Annotated in this window: 18 protein-coding genes, 1 pseudogene and 1 riboswitch; all 19 genes and pseudogenes read right to left on the reverse strand. The window is 31.7% G+C overall.

Annotation, left to right across the window (positions count from 1 at the left end):
- Window positions 1-16 precede the first annotated feature (16 nt).
- Window positions 17-1,462, reverse strand: a complete 1,446-nt coding sequence (locus K8M07_RS02855) for an SH3 domain-containing protein (RefSeq protein WP_223376379.1) — start codon at window positions 1,460-1,462, stop codon at window positions 17-19.
- 238 nt (window positions 1,463-1,700) lie between these two features.
- Window positions 1,701-2,498: a serine hydrolase gene (locus tag K8M07_RS02860; RefSeq protein WP_223376380.1), complete on the reverse strand. Its 798-nt coding sequence runs from the start codon at window positions 2,496-2,498 to the stop codon at window positions 1,701-1,703.
- A 35-nt stretch (window positions 2,499-2,533) separates the two neighbouring features.
- Complete coding sequence (locus K8M07_RS02865) at window positions 2,534-3,829, reverse strand: SLC13 family permease (RefSeq protein WP_223376381.1); 1,296 nt, start codon at window positions 3,827-3,829, stop codon at window positions 2,534-2,536.
- Window positions 3,830-4,181: 352 nt separating this feature from the next.
- Complete coding sequence (rpoN, locus tag K8M07_RS02870) at window positions 4,182-5,564, reverse strand: RNA polymerase factor sigma-54 (protein WP_223376382.1); 1,383 nt, start codon at window positions 5,562-5,564, stop codon at window positions 4,182-4,184.
- 144 nt (window positions 5,565-5,708) lie between these two features.
- A complete protein-coding gene (locus K8M07_RS02875; protein WP_223376591.1) occupies window positions 5,709-6,635 on the reverse strand; it encodes an ABC transporter permease in 927 nt (308 codons plus the stop codon).
- Between the two features lie 28 nt (window positions 6,636-6,663).
- Window positions 6,664-7,779, reverse strand: coding sequence for an ABC transporter permease (locus tag K8M07_RS02880; RefSeq protein ID WP_223376383.1), 1,116 nt, complete (start codon window positions 7,777-7,779; stop codon window positions 6,664-6,666).
- A pseudogene (locus K8M07_RS02885) lies at window positions 7,766-8,368 on the reverse strand (ATP-binding cassette domain-containing protein); the annotation flags it as partial. The pseudogene K8M07_RS02885 and the gene K8M07_RS02880, both read right to left, overlap by 14 nt.
- Window positions 8,350-8,805 carry a BMP family ABC transporter substrate-binding protein gene (locus tag K8M07_RS02890; protein WP_223376592.1) on the reverse strand — a complete coding sequence of 152 codons (456 nt, stop codon included), beginning with the start codon at window positions 8,803-8,805 and terminating at the stop codon, window positions 8,350-8,352. The pseudogene K8M07_RS02885 and the gene K8M07_RS02890, both read right to left, overlap by 19 nt.
- Window positions 8,806-9,193: 388 nt before the next feature.
- Window positions 9,194-10,375, reverse strand: coding sequence for a glycine/sarcosine/betaine reductase complex component C subunit alpha (gene grdD / locus K8M07_RS02895; protein WP_223376384.1), 1,182 nt, complete (start codon window positions 10,373-10,375; stop codon window positions 9,194-9,196).
- 10 nt (window positions 10,376-10,385) lie between these two features.
- On the reverse strand, window positions 10,386-11,924 hold the full coding sequence (gene grdC / locus K8M07_RS02900) for a glycine/sarcosine/betaine reductase complex component C subunit beta (RefSeq protein ID WP_223376385.1): 1,539 nt from the start codon (window positions 11,922-11,924) through the stop codon (window positions 10,386-10,388).
- An 86-nt stretch (window positions 11,925-12,010) separates the two neighbouring features.
- Window positions 12,011-13,321 carry a glycine reductase complex selenoprotein B gene (gene grdB / locus K8M07_RS02905; protein ID WP_223376386.1) on the reverse strand — a complete coding sequence of 437 codons (1,311 nt, stop codon included), beginning with the start codon at window positions 13,319-13,321 and terminating at the stop codon, window positions 12,011-12,013.
- Between the two features lie 39 nt (window positions 13,322-13,360).
- The gene (gene grdA / locus K8M07_RS02910) at window positions 13,361-13,840 is read right to left on the reverse strand and encodes a glycine/sarcosine/betaine reductase complex selenoprotein A (protein ID WP_223376387.1); all 480 of its coding nucleotides are present in this window, start codon (window positions 13,838-13,840) and stop codon (window positions 13,361-13,363) included.
- Between the two features lie 46 nt (window positions 13,841-13,886).
- On the reverse strand, window positions 13,887-15,173 hold the full coding sequence (locus tag K8M07_RS02915) for a glycine/sarcosine/betaine reductase component B subunit (protein ID WP_223376388.1): 1,287 nt from the start codon (window positions 15,171-15,173) through the stop codon (window positions 13,887-13,889).
- A 69-nt stretch (window positions 15,174-15,242) separates the two neighbouring features.
- Window positions 15,243-15,560, reverse strand: a complete 318-nt coding sequence (gene trxA / locus K8M07_RS02920) for a thioredoxin TrxA (protein ID WP_223376389.1) — start codon at window positions 15,558-15,560, stop codon at window positions 15,243-15,245.
- A 23-nt stretch (window positions 15,561-15,583) separates the two neighbouring features.
- Entirely contained in the window at window positions 15,584-16,528 is a 945-nt protein-coding gene (gene trxB, locus K8M07_RS02925; protein ID WP_263282425.1) for a thioredoxin-disulfide reductase, read from the reverse strand.
- Between the two features lie 323 nt (window positions 16,529-16,851).
- Window positions 16,852-16,957: riboswitch (glycine riboswitch) on the reverse strand.
- Between the two features lie 103 nt (window positions 16,958-17,060).
- Complete coding sequence (locus K8M07_RS02930) at window positions 17,061-18,674, reverse strand: Na/Pi cotransporter family protein (RefSeq protein ID WP_223376390.1); 1,614 nt, start codon at window positions 18,672-18,674, stop codon at window positions 17,061-17,063.
- A gap of 53 nt (window positions 18,675-18,727) precedes the next feature.
- Window positions 18,728-19,195 (reverse strand): tRNA (uridine(34)/cytosine(34)/5-carboxymethylaminomethyluridine(34)-2'-O)-methyltransferase TrmL, encoded by a 468-nt coding sequence (gene trmL / locus K8M07_RS02935; RefSeq protein ID WP_223376391.1) that lies wholly within the window; start codon window positions 19,193-19,195, stop codon window positions 18,728-18,730.
- A 15-nt stretch (window positions 19,196-19,210) separates the two neighbouring features.
- Window positions 19,211-20,038, reverse strand: coding sequence for a Cof-type HAD-IIB family hydrolase (locus tag K8M07_RS02940; protein ID WP_223376392.1), 828 nt, complete (start codon window positions 20,036-20,038; stop codon window positions 19,211-19,213).
- Window positions 20,039-20,162: 124 nt separating this feature from the next.
- Entirely contained in the window at window positions 20,163-20,834 is a 672-nt protein-coding gene (locus K8M07_RS02945) for a DUF2225 domain-containing protein (RefSeq protein ID WP_223376393.1), read from the reverse strand.
- Between the last annotated feature and the right edge of the window lie 7 nt (window positions 20,835-20,841).

A 20,841-nucleotide genomic window follows, 5' to 3' on the forward strand; every position in this document is an offset into this window, starting at 1 on the left:
CCTATCCAATTATATACTAATTATTAGGTAATTCATTCTGCAATATAAACTCCCTTGCTCCATATAAAACTTCTAGGTAAGTCTTATAAATATCATCTGAAAGTCTTAATATACTTAGTGGGGTAACTGCAACTTCCCATACATTTTTATAAACTACCTCACCATCAATTTCAGTATAGAAACCTGAAAAATCATGAATCGCATAATATTCTCCTTTATACTCTCCTAGATAAAGCATCGCATGACCATCCATATACAAACCTATTCCAGGTCCTAACTTATCCAATATTTTTTCTCTTTCATCCAATGTCATTTTTTCTGAAAATTCATGGAATACACCTGTTGCTAATTTCCCTTGTTCTGATGCATTTCTAGGAAGTTTTACTCCAAAAGTTCTATATATATCCATCATTAATGCGGAACAATCTCTAGCATTAAACATACCGCCCCATCCATAACGTTCACCTTGGAATTTAAAAGCTTGATTAATAATATTTTCTCTTGTATATGGTAGATAACCTAAATTTATATCTGCTAACCTCGAAATCAAAGCATAATCAAATTCTAAGGTTCCTTCTTTATTCCTAATGGGTAGCTTTACAACAAAATTACCTGCAGGATTTTGTCCATAAAAATCTTCTCGTATTTCATCTTCTATTGCTAATGGAATTCTTACACCCATATCTAATTGAAGTTCTGATATCTGTGGTTTTAAATAATTATAATTTGTATGTATTCTTCTACCTGTAACAACTAGAAAATCTTCTCTGTTTACATAGTTAAATAATGTATCTTTATCAGTTATGGCAACATCCTTAGCAGGTAACCATCCCAAATAATTATATATTTGAGCAAAATACCATTCACCATCTGTACTCTCAGATAAAATCACCATTGGTTCTATAGGATAAACTGCTGTTTCCATTGATCTATCAATATTATAGTCATTAGGAGAACTATACAGTCTATCATAAGTTGGAAAAGTTCTCATTTCAGTTCTTCTTACTGTTATTCCATATCTAACTTCATTAACCGTATCTAAATTTTTTAAATTTAAATTTTTAATCAATTCATCATAATATTCTTTTCCTACTTGCTCCCCCTTATTATTATATCTAGGGCTACTAGAAGGTTTACTTATACCTTCGATTAACTGTGTTAATTCTTCTTTAGTAAAACTTTCTTGGTAATTCTCTAAATTTACAACAGGTTCACATATATCAACGTTTTCTCTATTATAGGCTTCTATTTCCTCAGGCGTATTTAAAACTTTTTTAACCTTTGATGCATTTTTAATCCAAAATTCTGGATATAACATGTCTTCAGTTACTTTGGGTATATTAGATTGAAACTGTTTATACTTTTCATTATCATTACTGTTAGGATTTTTAGCACAACTTATTGAATTGAAATTAAAAGTAAATAATAGTAAAATCACTAAAATCATTTTTAATTTTTTCATATTTCATCCCTCCATAATATTTCTTAGTTTATTTCTTCTTTAATATAAAATAGAAGAATGTTACTAATGAGTTCCAGAAAGCAATCTAATTTTAACAATTACAAATTTATAGCTACTACTACAATTTTAGAATTATTAATTTATATATAGTTATATATTCATCTTGTCTATATTTAATGTCTAATTAGCTTAAAAATTTCCATCTCCAATTACATATACAATTTCCTTATAATACAATTTAGTCACGATGTAATAAAATATTTTTTGAAAATTCCTGATATACTAGTTTTGAAATTTTGCCGATTATTTCTCTTCCATCTTTATTTGATATATTATTATCTGTCAGAACACAAATGATATAGTGATTATTTTCTAAACATACTATACCTGCATCATGTTCTAGATAATCTAAATCACCAGTCTTATGAGCTATTATAATTTCTTCAGGTAGGTATAAATCTAATCTTCCTGTTACTTGTTGTCTTTTTAAAATCTCTATCATAAACCTAGAACTTTCTCTATCAATAAGTATTCCTTTATATAAATAGTCAAAAAATTTCAATACATCTTTTGTACTAGTAAAGTTTTGTTTTCCTGCTTTTGCAGCCTTAAAATCCATCATTTTTCTCTGCAATACAGTAGAATCAAAACCCATTGTTCTTATAAAATCATTGATATTCTCCATTCCTATTAAATCAATAATAATATTGGCAGCAGTATTATCACTAATAATAATCATCAATATTAATAATTCTTCTACAGTAAGTTTATGTCCTGAATTCAGCTCCTTTAGTATTCCATCTCCTCCTACTTTAACTTCATCCGTTAAAAGTATTTTTTGAGAAAGCTTTATTTTATTTTCTTTCATTTGGCGACATGCCTCAGCAAGTGTATATAATTTTATTAAACTAGCGGAAGGAAATATTCTATCCTCATTTATTGATATAATATCTTGATTATTCAACGTTTTTACTGCTACTCCCACATTAGCTTCTGTCGAATTAATAATATTATCTATTTTTTCTCTTAAACCCATTTATTTCACTCCTCAAATCTTTTTATAGAATTTAATTAACTAAAGATAGATCTAATCAATACTAATATTACAGTAGCAATTGTAAGGGTTATACCAAATTTGACCATGTTCTTTAAATCTTTAGATCTTGCAAGTCCCATTTGACCAAGCATATCTGCTTCTGGATAAGCAAAAGAGGTTATTTGAGAGCCTACTAATAAAATTAAAGCCCATAAAGTAGTTGAAATTCCTAAGTTATTAGCTAAAGTGCTGAACATATTATCCATTACAACTGTTTGAGCAGCGGCTGCTCCTCCAATTCCAAATATTCCTGTTAAGGTAGCAATAAAAGAGAATAATATTGAACTTTCTGATGCTAATAGAGGTTGAAGTAACTCTACTAAAGCATCAAATGCTCCAGCTTCTGAAATAAAAGTTATAAATGGATAAAATAGAACAAACATGATAAAAAGCGATACCATTTTGCTAGCACCTTCTACCAAAGTTTCAAATATGACGTTTGGACTTAATTTACCTGCAATACCTGTTAAAATAGCAGTTGTAAACATTACGACTATGGCATAAGATGACCCGCCTTGAGTAATAATTCCATAAGCAACTAATACAATAAGTGATAAAAAGAATACTATTGTAGCTCTTTTAGTTTCAGAAGTTGAATTATAGTCTGTATTCGGTTTTTCAACATCATCATATGCATATACATTTCTAGTTTTATTTTGAATTCTTTGTGACATTAATAATGTTACTATCCAACAGACTAAAGCTAATGGTATCCCTACACCAGATAAGTATACTCCATAGCTAAGTCCAGTAACTTCCATTATAGTCACAACTTGAGGGGAATATGGGCCTATGAATAGTCCAGTTGCTCCTGCTCCCTGAAATATAACAGCTAAAGTAGATGGTGTTAATCCAATTGTTGCCACTAAAGGAATAACAATAGGTGCAATAATAGCATTTGCCCCCGCAAGGGTTCCAAGCAAAGTTACTAAAATACAAGAACAAATCATAACTGCTAAAATTGCTTTTCTTTCACTATTAATACCTATTCTGTTCATAAACGTTAATACTATATATTCTGCTACACCTGTTCTCTTTAAAATTTCTCCTAAAGCTGCTCCTAACATTATAATAAATCCTATCATTGCTAAAAAAGATCCTAATGCTTCATTAATTACATTTCCCATCTCCATTAAAGGTTGTTTCGTAATAATAGCACTTAATAATACACAAATAGTAACATTCAAGATTGCATTAATGTCCTTAAAAGCTAGAATTATGTAGATAACTAATGGCACCAAAGCGAAGATTGGCGATAAGTCAAATAACATAAACATACCCCCTTTGTTTTTTATAAATACTAGAACTTAATGAACACAGTTCTATTTATTAATCACCCTAATCACCCCAATAAGTACTAATAATATAACAAAAAACAAGGCCATAGAAATACTATACGAATATAGCAAATGCAAAAATTCCTAATGACCTTGCTTATGACAATGTGCATATATCACATCTGAATAAACAAGTGACATGCAACAATTTTCTAAATATTCATTTTCTTACATTTTTTATTATATACTATATATATTTAATTTTCAAGAAAATTTGGCAAATTTTATATAAGTTGAAAAGTAAAATAACAAATTATTATCATAATTCAAACTAAAAGAACATAAATCAATATCTTTTTCTTACTGATGATGAAGAAATTTTTAATTCATCTCTATATTTTGCAACAGTTCTTCTAGATATATTTATTCCTCTTTTCTTCAAAATATTAGATATTTTTTGATCACTATAGGGTTTGCTTGGATCTTCTCCTTCTATAATTTCTTTAATAATTGCTTTGATACTAGTAGAAGATATGTCCTCTCCTTGATTAGTTGAAATGCCACTGCAGAAGAAATATTTTAGCTCATATAGTCCTCTAGGTGTTTGTACATACTTACCATTAGTAGCCCTACTTACAGTTGATTCATGCATATTAATGTCTTCTGCTACTTCTTTTAATGTCAAAGGTTTTAACCCTTTTTCTCCTATTTCAAAAAAGTTCATTTGAAACTTCAATATGGATTTTACAACGTTGTAGATTGTCATCCTTCTTTGTTCAATACTCCTAATAATCCACAAAGCAGAGTTCAACTTTTCGTTTAAAAATTCAGTTGCTTCAGATTCATTTTCTTTTCTTAACATTTCCCTATAAAATTTATTGATATTCAATCTAGGAGCAGTTACATCATTTAATAATATAATATACTCTCCATCAACAAATTCAATAGTTGCATCTGGAATGATATATTTTACATTATCTGAATTATCACTAAAGCACCTACCAGGTTTCGGCTCTAAAGTCTTTATATAATCGTAAATTTCTTGTACCTCTTTTAATTCTATATTAAGCTCTTTTGCTATCTTTGATAATCTATTATTAGCCAAATCCTTTAAGTACTTTTTAATTATTTTATCTGCATTTGGATTTCTAGATTTATCATTATTTATTTGGATTAATAAACATTCTTCTAAATTTCTACTCCCTATTCCTACAGGGTCAAATGTTTGAATAATAGATAAAACGTTTTCAACTTTTTGAACCTCAACATTTAAATCCATAGCTATTTGATTAATATCAGAAATTAAATATCCATTTTTATCAATATTTTCTATTATAATTTCTCCAATTCTTAAATCTTCTTCATTAACTACTGAAACATTCAGTTGAAATAATAAATTTTCTCTTAAAGAAAGTGAATAGCCGATAAAATTTTCATAATTATATTCTTTAGCATTCTTATCCTTTTGCGGCATGTAACCAACATCATCATATTTATCAATATACTCTTTCCAATCAATTTCATCTTTTTCACTACTATAATTATCTATATTTTCATATTCCAACTCGTCATTTACTGGATCTAACATAGGATTTTCTTCAATTCGTTCTTTTAAATACTCATTGAGTTCTTGGCTGTTAAATTGAAGCAATTGTATAGCTTGTCTTAATTCTGGAGTCATTATTAACTTCTGAACTTGCTCAAGTGCCAAATTGTATCCTAATTTCATTGAGCTCACTCCCAAGATTATTATTATAGATAATATTAATACATATTTATTAAGTTATTAACATTATTATACCAAAATAAATGATTAAGTACAAAATCATTTGTTCATATAAAAACTTTTAGCCTCACATGAGGCTAAAAGTTTTTAAGCTTGATTCTTCTCATAGGGTTGTCCATTTGCAGCTGGTCCGTTCGATTCCCCTACAAATAGCATCAACACTATTAATGTTATTATATATGGCAACATAGCTAACAACTGAGAAGATATTCCAAGAGTAGTACCTCCTAAATAAATTGAAAGACCCTGAGCTGCACCAAATAATAAGCATCCCCACATAGCTCCCTGTGGTCTCCATTTTCCAAAAATCATAGCTGCTAAAGCTATAAAACCTTGACCTGATATTAGAGCTGCTCTAAAATTAGACACCACTGCAATACTCATTGCAGCACCGCCAAGTCCTGCCAATACTCCTGATAAAATAACTGCCAAGTATTTCACTGCATATACATTTATACCCAGGGTATCTGCGGCTCTTGGGTGCTCACCTACAGAACGAATTCTTAATCCAATCTTGGTTTTGTAAAGTACAAACCAAATAACAAATACCAATATAAACGCAATATAGACAGTAGCATATTGATTGAATATCGAATCTAAGGTACCAACAATTTCTTTTAATATATCATTTGAAACTGAAATTGATGAAAAAAATCCATTTAATGGTCTTGGAATCTTATGATCTAAATCTAAAGGTATAGTCATAGCTGCACCGTCAAAAAAAATTTTAGTTAAAAATAAGGCTAAGCCTGGACCAATAAAATTAATAGCAATCCCTGAAACCACATGATCAGCTGTAAATGTTACACATGCAACTGCATGTAACAATGCCAATAGTCCTCCTGCTATAGCAGCTGCTACAAATCCAATCCATGGATTTTGAGTAAAATAAGCTACAGCTGCTCCAGCAAAAGCGCCTATTGTCATCATGCCTTCAAGCCCTATATTTACAACTCCAGAATTTTCTGATAAAACTCCACCTAATGAAGTATATAATAAAGGTGCTGAGTACATTAAACTTATACCAATTATTCCTCCTAAATCACTTAGTATCGTCAACTTCTACACCTCTCTTTCTTCTGCTAACAAATGAAGTTATTATTTGAATAAGCTTTGGCATAGCAATAAAGAACACTATTACCCCTATAGTTATATTGATTACTTCCATCGGTGCTCCTATATTAGGTTGTAATTTACTGCCTGCATATTTTAATCCACCAAATAATAATCCCGCAGGTATAGATGCAATAGGATGATTACTCGCTATCAATGCAACAGCTATTCCATCAAAACCATAGCCTTCTGTAGTTGCTAATATAGCTGTCTCTTTGGATACTCCTAATACCTGAGTGGCGCCTGCTACTCCTGCTATTGCTCCTGCTATCGCCATAGATATTATCATCTTTTTCTTAACATCTATTCCACCATATTCTGCTGCATCTTTATTAAAACCTACTGCTTTTAATTGATATCCCAATGTAGTATGTTTTAATATGTACCATACTAGAATTGCTATTAATACTGCAATTATAAATCCAAAATTAATAGGTGGATTTAAAAAGTCTTTCAAAAACTCGTTACTATTTAAAACCTCTTTTCCTGCATCAGAAATTTTCCACTTTTCTAGTATCTCTATACTTGCAGTATCTAATATTTTTTGAGAGGCATCTCTGTTAGGCCTTTTAAATGGTTCCCAAAATACTACAAAATTGCTAAAATATAAGGCTGTCCAATTTAACATTATAGTTGTGATGACCTCATTGATTCCAAATTTTGCCTTAAGAAGCCCTGCAATTCCTCCCCATATAGCTGCAGCTAAACAACCTGCTAATATGGCAACAATTGCATGTATTATTATTGGCGCTTCCAAAAAATAACCCACTAAAGTGGCTGCTAAACTTCCTATTATATATTGACCTTCTGCTCCTATATTAAAAAGTCCTGTTTTAAAAGCAAATGCTACAGATATTCCTGTTAATATAAGAGGAGTTGACCTTACTATAGTCCATGCAATATATTTAGGACTACCGAATATACCATTAAACATTATTCCGTAAGCTTCTATAGGATTAAATCCAGCTATTAATAATGCAATGCCACCTACTAATAATCCTAATATAATGGATATTAAAGTTATTAAAATCTTACTCTGTTTCATTACTAGAACCTCCTCCAGCCATTAAAAGACCAATAGTTTTCTCATCTGCATCATCTGCATCATTTGCATCTATTATATCTACTATTTTGCCATCATAAATAATAGCAATTCTGTCTGAAACATCCATTATCTCATCCAATTCAAAAGAAACTAGTATAACAGCTTTTTCCTTATTTCTTTGCTCGATTAAATATCTATGAACATATTCTATAGCTCCTACATCCAAACCTCTAGTTGGTTGAGCTGCTATTAAAACTTCTGGATCATTAGTGATCTCTCTAGCAAGAATTACCTTTTGTTGATTTCCACCAGATAGCTCTCCAGCTAACTGCTTATCATTTCGTGGCCTGATGTCAAATTTCTCCATCAATTCAATTGCATGACCACTAATTTTTTTATGATTTAACCTACCTTTTTGAGAAAAAGGTTTCTCATGGTAATTTTCTAATATTAAATTCTCAGCTACAGTAAAATCTAAAACTAATCCTCTTTTTTGTCTATCTTCTGGTATATTATTGATACCACTATCTATAATCTCTCTAGGAGATAAATTGGCAATATTCCTTCCATTCATTGTAACTTGTCCACTTGAACTCCCGCATGGAATCCATAATCAAACCCCCAGATAATGTCTCCTGCAACTCCACCAACAAAACCAACGTTGTTAGATTCAGTCATATGACCTGCAATATAACCTACTAAGAAAGATGGTTGTTCAGCTTTAAACATAACATTTACTACGTTGTCTGGAGTTTCATCTCCAAATGAGTGGTCAACAATTGCATATTTCTGATCTGGATTATTTGTTGCAGCATCCTTTATAGCATCTGCTAGCTTAAATCCAACCCCCCAGATAAGATCATTGTCTGCTTCAAGCAAAGTTTCTAAATTCGGTGCAAAATCTCCATCTTGTTGAGATTCTACATATGAAGGGTCTATGCCTAGTTCCTCTTCAGCAAGCTCTAACCCTTCCCACGCTGACTGATTAAAGGATTGGTCATGTACTCCGCCTTCATCTGTAACCATCCCAATTTTTAATGCTTCTCCTGATGATGTTTCATTATCTGCAGTTTCTTCATCTGCAGGCTCTCCATCTGTGGGTTCTTGATCCGTTCCTGTACATCCTGCAAGTGTGAAGACCAAAGTTCCAATTAACAGTAATGCTAATAATCTTTTTTTCAATTTTAACTCCCCCTTCTTTTTGAAGTGCTTTTTAATAAGTACTTATATATAAATTACTATTCATAATTTATATATATATATATTATTTTATGTCGTTAATGCTTTAATTTTAAATACATTAACAAGAATATTATATAATATTCTATTCCATTTTTCAATGTATAATGTGTACAATGAGTTAAAGATATAAAAAACACTCCAGACTTTTTAAGCCTTTGGAGTGTTTTCCTCATTAACAAGGATCGCCTTTATCAGCTACATATCCTTCTTTGCTTAATACCTCCATTGATTTAGATAATTTTTCTCCACTTACCATTACTACTGGACCGGTACAGCCCATTCCGCTTTCTGCATATATTCCTTCCTTCCATAGCGCTCTAACTGCATCCTCTAAGTCCATTATATCTATCCCTGTAATACCTTCTGTTACTGTTTCACTTGGTGGTACTTCTACTTCTTCATTGTCTTCTGCTTTCTTAGTGTCTTTAGTTATGTCTGCTAATATATCTTTAAGTCCTGCTTTGTTAGCTTTATTATATTCGGTCTTTGCTATTTCCTTTATATTACCCTTAATAACACTTGCTGCATAGCTTATAGCATTTGCAACAACTGGTACACCAGATGCTCTTGAAAGTATTAATATTATTCTATCATAATCTTCCCCTATCCCAGGTCCATAACCATAACCTTGAGATTCATAGCTTCCACCTGTTGTAAAAGATGAAAATACTTTCATTAAGATATTTCCTGTTAATGTATCTGTAACCATCACATCTGGAACTCCTGCTAGTAGATCATTACCTCTCATAACACTTCCACCGTCAGCTCTAATGGATTCAGTAAGGTTTATTTCATAACCTTTATTATTCAATTCATTAAATACTCTTTCTACTTGCCTTGCACCATCAATATTTAAAATACCAACTGTTGGATTTTGTATTCCTAAAGCTTTAGCTGTAATGATTCCACTAATTCCATTTTTTATCATAGCTTCAACTCTATGAGGAGAAGAAGTTCCTGTAGTAGTTGCTAAAATCATCTCTTTACCTTTTCCTGGGGTTACAGTTCTACCTACTGTTGAAACTCCTATAGGAAAGCTATAATGCATTGTAACACATGAATCTATCTCTCCATTATCAAGCAATTCTTCCATCTTCTTATAACCTTCATCTTCTGTTTCAGCAATTACTTGAGTCAATTTCGAATCAGATTTTGGTCCAATTAGTACTACTTCTATAGAAGGGTCCTTTTCTTGAGCTAACTCTGCTCCCTTTATTACATTATCTACACCATGTTCACTTCCTAAAGTCGTAATTCCTACTCTTACTTTTTCTCCAAATTGACCAGTTTCTATTGCATCCGCTATATCATTAAAAACTTTGCCAATCATATTTTTAATATTATTATCTGACATTTTATCACCTCTAATCCTTAAGTAGATGAGAAGAAAAATCTCTCATAGCTTCAGCTACAAGTTTTCTAACCTCTTCTTCAGATACACCTTTTTCCTCATCTGCTTTCCCCGGATTCTTTTCTACAATTATTGATACACCATCAAATAAATTGGTCATTCTACCTAAGAATAAACTACCTTTTCCTACTATCATAGCTCTATTAATGTTGCCCTCTAATATATCCTCTTTGGCAAAACCTAAATATGGTACTCCTGATGGAATATGTCCTTGAGTCGGAGCCCATCCTACCATACCATGTTTTTCAATAAAATCATTTATCTGAGATCTTTCAAGTTGTTTTTTCATTACTGCTAATGCACCAATCATCTTAAAATTAGCTAGAGGGACATCCCCAGCTCCTGCTGGTTTTGTAATCTCAGGATTTTGCATTTCTACTGAATACTTATCTATATCTGTAATTTTTAAGCCTGCTTCTTCAAGTGGGTTAGCTATTAAAGCACCTATTACTGCTTGTGGTGAAGAACCTGTTCCTACTGTATGTCTTCCTATGATATCAGTTCTTAGTATTGGATTAACACCGTCATTTTCACCTACTAAAACTGCAAATCCTCCTATGGTATCCTCTAGAACTGGCATATCTTTTTCGACATGATTCTTACCATTCATTCCAAGCTTTGCTGTAGAACCACCTGCTAGAACAACAACATTTTTAGCCGCACCAGATTGTACTAGTGAAGAAGCTACTATTAATGCATGAGTTGGAGCAGCACAGAATCCTCTGGTGTCTGAGCCTGTAGCATTCTTGAATCCAACCATTTCAGCAATGGCCTTGGCAAAATTTCCTCCACCTCTTTGATTCATATCTCCACAAGCCTCTTCTGAACATTCTATTACGTAATCTACATCATCTGGATTAATATCATTTTTTGCTACTAGATTTAATCCTGCTAAAACTCCTGAAGCTTTAACTACAAGATTTTCAAATAATACGTGTGCATTCAAGTTTTGATCAACATCATGAGCTCTTTTTACACAGCCAACAACTTCTCCTTCAGTAATTATTGCTTCTGCACCTTGCTCATCAATTAACTTTTTAATATCTTTTACATCGTCACCAGTTTTTAATCTAGCAATTAAATCTTCTCTTATTAAAGGATGAGCTTCTAATTTAGCTTTTACTTCTTCAGTAAATTCTTCAGTTAATTTTACCAAATCAAATGTATCTACAATTTTCATTAGCCCTATAAACTCATCTTCTGGCATTATCTCTCCATATTTACCATTTCTATCTGCATCCTTTATAGGATTTTTGTACCAAGGTTGTTCATGATTTTTTAAATCCTCTGGTTTGTAGTTTCCTATATAAACCTGATTCGGAAAATAACCTACAGCTTCATCGAACTCACGTAAATGTTTTGGTAACTTTTTTAGGTATTCTGAATCAGGGTTAATTACTCTTTCTGTTGATTGAGTTGTTCCATTGTTTATTACCATATCTTTAGCATGTACTAAAATATAACCTGCTCCTTTTATTACAGAATAATTCATATTTCCACCTCCGACGTTTATCTAAACATATTTTTATTTAGTTTGAAAATGGGTGATATATATATCACCCATTTTCAGATTGTATATTAATCTTCAAATACAGTTTGATCTTCAACTTCAGTTTCTAGAGCCTTTAATGCTTTTTCAACTAATTTTCTTCTTAGAGATTTTTCTTCTTCAGGCTCTAAATTTGGATTTCCTAGTGGATGAGGTATAGCAATTGCTGGTACTATTCTATTAGCTCCTACTGTTAATGAAATTGGTACTACAGTACATACATGAACTACAGGTAATCCTGCACGTTCAATTTCTTTTACCATTGTTGCACCGCAACGTGTACAAGTACCTCAAGTAGAAGTTAATATAACTGCATCTACTCCGTCAGCTACCAATTCTTTACCAATCTCTTCTGCAAACTTTTTAGCACTTGCTACAGCAGTACCATTACCTACAGTAGTATAGAAATATCTATGAAGTTTGCCGATCTTACCTTCTTTTTCCATATCCCTTAATACATCTACTGGTAAAACTCTATCTGGATCTTCATTAGCATATACTGGATCATATCCACCGTGTGCTGTCTCATGATCAGCACTTGTTAAATTTGTAAATCCTTCTATATCATACTTCCCATATTTTGAAGCAGATGAAGATTCAATATGATCTGGGTTTCCCTTTGGTACTATACCACCAGATGTTACAACAGCTATTGTTGCTTTTGACAAATCCTTTACTGCTGCATTCGGTTCAACTCTATCAAAATCTGGCATTGGATACTCAGTTAAGAATTCCTCACCTTTAAGTTTTTTAACAAGCATGTCTATTGCTCTTTCTGAACCTCTCTTATTTGCAAAGTAATTCTTTCTAATACCTCTTGAAATATATCCTTCTTGTTCAGGAGATCCTATTTCCTCACCTTTTGCAACTTTTAAAGCTAATGGTGCCATCTTCTTAACTGCATCTCTCATACCGGCAGCACTATTTTTTGTAGACACGATGTATACACTCTTCTTATACATATCTGCTCCAGGATTTTCTTCATACATTCCAGTTAAAGCTGGAATTCCTAATTCATTTTGAACTGCATCCGTTATTGTACCACAGGCAACTCCATATCTACCTGCATTGAATGCTGGTCCTGCAATGAATAAATCTGGATTGTATTTCTTAACCATCTTTAGCACTTCTGACTTTGCTTCTTCCATATTTTCGCCAAAATAACTGTCTCCACATATAACTGTGGCAACTATCTCAGCTTCACCTTTAAACTGTGCATTTAAAGCCATCCCTGGTCCTATAGCTTCTTCTCTAACTTCTGGTTGGAAATCAGCCTTTTCTTCTCCACCTATGCCAGCAAAGAATTGATTTATATAATGGACAATTTTTATTTTACCCATTAGATTCCCCCCTCTCCGTTTTTTTAAATTTTATGGGAATTAATCATTGAATTTAGTATATTCATCTCTTATGCTTTTAACTTCTTCTATTATTTCATCAACATCTAGAACCATTTCCATCATACCTATTTGTTCGTCATAAACACTTGAATCTACAGCTTCTTTGAATTCTGGTTCTACTGCATGATAAACTCTAAGTCCTAACTGGACTCCTGCTAATGGACCTGCAAAAGTTGGGTCTCCTGCTGTAACTGTTTCAGCTGCTAATCCAGCTGCTTCAGCTTCAGCTCCACCTATTAATACGATCATGTTCTCAGCACCATATTTTTCAGTAAGTTCTTTAACCCTCTTTTGATTTTCTAAGTCCATTGCTCCTGCAGCAGTTCAGACAAAACATTCAGTTGATGAAAATACTACTTCAGCGTCTGTAGTTTTTATACATTCTTCCATAGCTGGTCCTGGAATACCATCCCTATCGCCAATTATGATTACTTTTTTATCTGCATCAAATAATGACATTTGAACACTTCCTTTCTTTAATTTTTTCATTTATTTTAAACCAATTTTAGAATCCTTGTGCGGACATCTTATTATATCCTAATTCATTTGTTGCGCCAGTTATAGCTTGGATTTCTACTATTATACTGCCATCTTCTTTTAAACTACCATCAAATCCTCCAGCTATAGTATCAGCAACATCAATATGTCCTATTACTTTATCCATTGGGGGTAATTCTATAACTTCATTAGCATTTCCTCCAGTTACAACTGCATCTGCTAGTGGATCTGCATCCGCTAGTGATTGGCTCGCACCATCTCTACCAGCATACTCGTCAGTTATTATAACTGTTTTAACGCCTTTTTGTTCTATTTTCTTACAATTCATTATTAGGTCAGTATCTGGATTTCCAAATCCTTCTTGAGATATTACAGCTCCATCTAATCCAAGATATTCTGTATATTTAGCAGTCCAATTTGATGATCTTTCTTTATCTGCTAGATATACATTTTCATTGGTTATTATAACACCAAGGAAGTTAATTTCTTTTCCATGTTTAGCATAAAGATCTTTAACTACCGGGTTATTTAAGTGATGATAAGTTGTATTCTTGTCGCAAGCTGATACACAATTACCACTTATTATAGCCCCATCCATTATTTCAGTTGGATATAGAATTGTAGGAACTATTTGTTTTGCATCTACTCCATATACGTATGTATCATGAAGTAAGCCTTGTGATTGAAGCATTTGAACATACGCAACCTTAGGTAATTCTGGATATTTTTGTACGCTCTCAAGTAGCGGCAATGTCTCATACACTTCTACATTATCAGGATTTAATTCTTTAGCAACTTCAGCTAAATATGCTGCAGCTTTTAATCCTGCAAATCTAACTGCCTTTTCATGATTGTGTTGTTTTAAATCATCCACAGGTTCACATCTTAGAACTAAATTATTTAGTTTTGAGAATGGAGTATATTCTGCTCCTGGACCTGTCATATCGATGATACCTTCTTGGAATCCTACAATCTTTCCTGTAGTAACTACTGCACATCCTTTTAGTACATTAGTCTTTCCACTTCCAACAACATCAACCTTTGATAATACGCCTGGAAATACTCCTCCTTGTCCGTCAACTTTAACTCTTGGCTCTATAACGTCTTTTACAGGAGTAATTCTTACACTTTCACCAGGTTTTGCAATATCTACGTCTACTTCTTTTAGGTGCTCATCTTCCTTAATCAAATCAATCAATTCTTTTTTATTTACATAAAGCACACCATTGTCAATTTTAGTTTCATCACCAAATTGAACATCCTTTATAAGCACTTGGCCTAATTCAAGACGCATATAGTTCACCTCCCCTTATTTTTAAGCATGTATCTCAACCCTAAGTTAACCTTAGAATTAAAATCAATATTAAGCGTATTTTTTAACCATTTCTTCTACTGATGTTGCAGTAGCTTCAGATTCTGCTACTCTTTCTACTTCTGCTCCATCTTTATAAATAATAATAGCTGGTAATCCCATGACCTTTTGTTTTATTGCTAATCTTCTAGCTTTTGTTATGTCTAATGAAGCAAATTTAACTTTATCTCCATATTTTTCTTCTAATGCATGAACATGTGGCATTAATGCTTTACATGGTTCGCATGTTGGTCCCCAAAAATCTACTAATACAGGACCTTCTACATTTAAAACCTCTTCCTCAAAGTTCTTCTTAGTTAATTCTAACATCATTATCCCTCCTAGAATATTTTTTAATCATTTAATGTTTCATTTATATATTTTTCAGCTTGAACAGCTGCAATAGCCCCATCAGCTGTTGCTGTAACTACCTGTCTTAAGGATTTAGCTCTACAATCTCCTGCAGCAAATACTCCTGGAATATTTGTTTTCATATTCTCATCAGTTACGATATATCCTCGTTCTAAATCAAGTTTTCCTTCAAAAAGTTCAGTAGTTGGAACATATCCTATAAATACAAATATTCCAAAAGTACCATCTTCTTCATCAGCAAATATTTCAGTTTCTTCACCAGTCTTTTTATTCTTCACTATCATGGATTCAACTATTCCATCACCTTTTATTTCTTTAACCACTGAATCCCACATAAATTCAATTTTATCATTTGCAAATGCCTTTTCCTGAATTGATTTAGCTGCTCTTAGTTCATCTCTTCTATGGATTATAGTTACTTTTCTAGCAAATTTAGTCAAATATATTCCTTCTTCTACTGCTGTATCCCCACCTCCTACTACGTATACTTCCATGTCTTCAAAGAAAGCAGCATCACATGTTCCACAATAGGAAACTCCTCTTCCTCTTAATTCTTTTTCTCCTGGGCATCCTATTGGTCTTGGATTTGCCCCAGTTGCAACGATCACAGTTTTAGCTTGATATTCACCTTTTTCTCCCTTTAATACTTTAGTTTTCCCTTCAAGTTCTACTTCTTTAATTGTATCAAGCTTTACCTCTGCACCAAATTCATTTGCCTGTTTAACCATTCTATCTATTAATGATGGTCCACTTGCATTTTCAACAGAGCCAGGATAATTCGCTACTTCATCTGTTGTAACTATTTGTCCTCCAGCTTTTTCTTTTTCAATTATTAAAGTATTTAATCTTGCTCTTGCAGCATATATTCCTGCCGCTAATCCTGCTGGTCCTTCTCCTATAATAACAACATCATAAATTTCTGACATTTTTTCTCCTCCTTTGAATCCATTATTTAGTTAACTACTTTTATGGTTACGCTTATTCATACTAAATATACATTATGTAATGCCAACGTTTATGTCAGACAATTTCAGTATGAATATAATACGCACAAATATATTTTACCCAAATTTAGTGATTCTAAATACTAAATAAGAATTTTGTTGAATAATAAATTTTAAAATTTAATTTTGTCATAAAAAAACAGACTAGAAGAAACAATCAATAATGCCTTCTACTCTGTCGTCAAACCTGAGAGTTTCCCCATAAAAATGGATTGCTCCTTCGGCGCTTTCGCTTTTCAGAGTTTCGTCAAAGTACGGTCCTTTTGCCTGAGATCATCATCATAAAACGGCAGATCTTATGACTTATTCCTTCGGCGCCAATGCTATATTGGTCTCTTCCGCACTTCTCATCCGCCATATTTAATTGTATTGATATTTTCTTAACACTTTATTGACATTATAATATATAAAATTTATTAATACAACCCTTTTTTTGTTAATTTTTATATATTCATTATTCTTCATCAAGTCTGTCTAGTACATAAAGAGCAATATTTGAAGAATGATCAGATATTCTTTCAAAATTACTCAATAAATCTAAGAAAATTACACCTGAATGTGGAGAACATAACATATTATTTAACCTATATATATGACTATTTCTATAACTTTTCTCTAATTCATCAATCATTTCTTCTAATCTCAATACTTCTTTTGCCTTTGTAAAATCTACATCATTTAATGATTCTATTGCATTATGAAATACTTCATGACTTTTACTTGATATGTTGTTGAATTCTTCCATTGCCTGATCACTAAATTGTAAGTCATCCTCAATTGCTGCTTGAGTTAATTCAGCTATATTATCTGCATGATCACCAACTCTTTCAATATCATTTATTACATTCATCAATACATTCACTTGAGTATACTGTTCTTCGGTTAAAGATTCGTTAGACAATTGCACTAAAAACTCAACAATATCTGTTTCCAATCTATTAATTATTTTCTCCTGAGAAAAAACTTGACGAGTCAATCTTTCATCTTTATTTTTAAATGCTTGAGAAGACATAATTAAATTTTTCTGAACTATCTGTCCCATTCTATATACTTCTTTTTCAGCTTGCCCTAAAGCTATTGATGGAGTCTCTATAATTCTTGCATCTAAAAACTTCAATCCTGCTTCTTCCATTTTTATATCGTCACCAGGAACCAATTTCATAGCTGCCTTAACTAATAAATTAGCAAATGGAAATTGTATAATTACATTTACTAAATTAAATAATGTATGAGCATTGGCAATTTGTCTTTGTATATCTCCAGATGAAACCTTTAAAACAATAGCTTGTATAGGAATTCTCAATATTGTAATAAAAATAATTGTACCTATTAAATTAAAAATAAAGTGTACTACTGCTGCCCTTTTTGCCGTTTTGTTTGCTCCTATACTAGATATTAATGCTGTAGTAGTTGTCCCAATGTTATCTCCAAATAATATAGGGAAAGCAAGATTTAAAGAAATAAGTCCTTGTGAAGCTAAAGCTTGTAATAAGCCGACGGAAGCACTACTACTCTGTAATATAGTTGTTAATCCAAGTCCAACTAATACACCTAGAAATGGATCATTTAAACTCTGCATAATATTTGCAAAAGCAGGATTGTCTGCTAATGGTTTTAAACCACTCCCCATCATGTCCATTCCAATAAATAAAATACCAAATCCTATCAACACCTCAGCTAAACTTTTTAAATTTTTCTTAGAAGTAACAAGCCAAATTGCCACACCAATTGCAACTGCTAATGGAGCTATATCTGTAAGATTAAATGCAATTAATTGTGCAGTTATTGTTGTACCAATATTTGCTCCCATTATGACTCCTACAGCTTGAGTTAAAGTCATAAAGCCAGCATTTACAAATCCAACAACCATAACAGTAGTAGCACTGCTACTTTGTATAACCATAGTGACTAACGCTCCAATTATTACTCCCATTAATCTATTACTAGTTAAAACTTCAATCAACTTTTTTAACCTTTCTCCCGCAGCTTTTTCTAGTCCTGATCCCATTATATTCATGCCATATAGAAAAAGCCCTAGACCACCTAATACTGGTAATGCAATTTCCATTTACATCCTCCTAACCTCAGGTTATTTAGTATAGTTTACTTATACTTATTAGATTATTCTAAATATGGAAAATCTAGTTGTCTTAATGCCTCAAATAATATTACGTTTACAGAATTTGCTAAATTTAATGATCTTTTTATTCCCTGTTTCATTGGAATCTTTATTGTCTTGTCCCAATTTTTATTTAATATCTCATCAGGTAATCCTTTGGTTTCCTTCCCAAATACTATAAAACTATCACTAAAATATTTAACATCAGTATAATACTTTTTCCCTTTAGTAGTAGCATAAAAAAACTGTTTACTATTGTACTTTTTCATTAATTCGTTAAAGTTCTCGTAATAGTGAATATTTACTAAATCCCAATAGTCTAATCCTGCTCTTTTCAAATACTTATCACTAACAGAAAAACCTAAAGGTTTAACAAGATGAAGAACTGTATTAGTTAAGGCACAAGTTCTTGCTATATTCCCTGTGTTTTGTGGTATTTCAGGTTCTACAAGTACGATGTTTAAGGTCATATACGCTCTCCTTTACTAATCATTTAATACATACCTTTCAATTGCATTTGCTACTCCATCTTCATCGTTGTTAGTAGTTATTACATCAGCATATTCTCTAATAGTTTTATCACCATTTGCCATAGCAACTGCTAACCCTGCGACTTTAAACATAGACATATCATTTTCATTATCTCCTATAGCGACAACTTGGGAACTATCGATATTTAAAGCTTCAGTTAGATATTCTAATCCACTGCCTTTAGACACACCTTCATTCATCACTTCTATATTGTTATTCCATGAACTAGAAACACTTATTCCTGTAACATTCTCTAATTTCTTCCTAAAAGCCGATAGTTTATTTGTATCATCCTCTATTAATACAAATTTATAAATCTTAGGATTGATACGATTTAAAATATTTAAAGGATTATCGAAACTTTTTAAATTTACGTTTTGTCTTCTAAAATTGTCTTCATAATATTTATAATACTGCATATAAACATCATAATTTTTTTTATAATAAAATGTATCCCTATCATAAAAATGATAATATATATTGTTTTCTTCTGCTAATCTAATTATTTCTTTGGATAATTCAGTCTTAATAGCATTTTCATATATAATTTTATCGCCGTCATTTGAGACAATCATAGCCCCGTTACAAGCTATTATAGGATTACGTATTCCAATATATTCACTATAATGTAAAGCTGATCTGAATATTCTTCCCGTTGCTAAGATTATAAATATATCTTGTCCTATAGCTTTAGATAATATCATCTTATTTCTTTCAGATATTTCATCGTTACTATTTAATAATGTTCCATCCATGTCTATAGCTATTAACTTGTACTTCATCTATTTTCCTCCTAATCTGTTTGCCAAGTTTAATATATCATAAAAACATAAATAGTCAACAAAAAACTCCAATTTTTATCAGATAAAAGTTGGAGTTTTTCGAATAATTAATAATCCCTTTCATCTATCCTTCCCTAATTAACCTCCACTGGTCCATAAGCATACTTTTTAATATAGAATTAGAATTAATATTTTTATTAGATTTAACTGTACTAAACCATTTTAAAGCTTTATCTTTGTGTCCCAATCTTCTATTAATTTCCCCTATTAAATACCCCAATTTCATTTCATCCATATTTATATCTACTAATGATTCATTATGAAAACCTTCTTCATACAGGTTCTTAGTTAACCTTAAAAATCGCATTTCTTCATCCTTATTCCCATTAATTCTGTATAACCATGCTAAATTTAAGGATAAAGACCCTAATTCTATTTTTTTATAGTCTAATAATTGGCCAATATAAATTGCCAGCTTAAAGGTTTCAATTGCAGTTTCTATAGTCCTTTTATCTCCATAGCTTCTTTTATTCCATTTTGAAGTAATTTCATTTAAAATTATTCTTTTCTTATTTGAAGTAATTAAACTATATTTACTCTCTGTTGCAGCAAAACCACAATTAGGGCATACAAATATGTTATACTTTATTGGATTTTCTCCTTTATAATAAGACAAAAAATCTTCATCTCTTTTTATCAATTTCAACCTTGAAATCCTTACCTTCTTTGTTATAAACTCATAATTACATACAGAACATTTTACTTTCTTGTCATACAACTCATCTATGTCTTGCAATACTATT

This window comes from Schnuerera sp. xch1 (assembly GCF_019931165.1).
Taxonomy (GTDB): domain Bacteria; phylum Bacillota; class Clostridia; order Tissierellales; family Tepidimicrobiaceae; genus JAIOUP01.

What these genes read in the sequence shown, in the direction of transcription:
- K8M07_RS02865 (WP_223376381.1), bottom strand. Translation starts at nt 3,829, where the DNA reads ATGTTATTTGACTTATCGCCAATCTTCGCTTTGGTGCCATTAGTTATC.
- K8M07_RS02940 (WP_223376392.1), bottom strand. Translation starts at nt 20,038, where the DNA reads ATGAAGTACAAGTTAATAGCTATAGACATGGATGGAACATTATTAAAT.
- grdC (WP_223376385.1), bottom strand. Translation starts at nt 11,924, where the DNA reads ATGAATTATTCTGTAATAAAAGGAGCAGGTTATATTTTAGTACATGCT.
- trxA (WP_223376389.1), bottom strand. Translation starts at nt 15,560, where the DNA reads ATGTTAGAATTAACTAAGAAGAACTTTGAGGAAGAGGTTTTAAATGTA.
- K8M07_RS02880 (WP_223376383.1), bottom strand. Translation starts at nt 7,779, where the DNA reads ATGAAACAGAGTAAGATTTTAATAACTTTAATATCCATTATATTAGGA.
- K8M07_RS02890 (WP_223376592.1), bottom strand. Translation starts at nt 8,805, where the DNA reads ATGGTTACAGATGAAGGCGGAGTACATGACCAATCCTTTAATCAGTCA.
- K8M07_RS02860 (WP_223376380.1), bottom strand. Translation starts at nt 2,498, where the DNA reads ATGGGTTTAAGAGAAAAAATAGATAATATTATTAATTCGACAGAAGCT.
- rpoN (WP_223376382.1), bottom strand. Translation starts at nt 5,564, where the DNA reads ATGAAATTAGGATACAATTTGGCACTTGAGCAAGTTCAGAAGTTAATA.
- K8M07_RS02930 (WP_223376390.1), bottom strand. Translation starts at nt 18,674, where the DNA reads ATGGAAATTGCATTACCAGTATTAGGTGGTCTAGGGCTTTTTCTATAT.
- K8M07_RS02915 (WP_223376388.1), bottom strand. Translation starts at nt 15,173, where the DNA reads ATGCGTCTTGAATTAGGCCAAGTGCTTATAAAGGATGTTCAATTTGGT.
- K8M07_RS02875 (WP_223376591.1), bottom strand. Translation starts at nt 6,635, where the DNA reads ATGTACTCAGCACCTTTATTATATACTTCATTAGGTGGAGTTTTATCA.
- grdD (WP_223376384.1), bottom strand. Translation starts at nt 10,375, where the DNA reads ATGTCAGATAATAATATTAAAAATATGATTGGCAAAGTTTTTAATGAT.
- trmL (WP_223376391.1), bottom strand. Translation starts at nt 19,195, where the DNA reads ATGACCTTAAACATCGTACTTGTAGAACCTGAAATACCACAAAACACA.
- K8M07_RS02855 (WP_223376379.1), bottom strand. Translation starts at nt 1,462, where the DNA reads ATGAAAAAATTAAAAATGATTTTAGTGATTTTACTATTATTTACTTTT.
- trxB (WP_263282425.1), bottom strand. Translation starts at nt 16,528, where the DNA reads ATGTCAGAAATTTATGATGTTGTTATTATAGGAGAAGGACCAGCAGGA.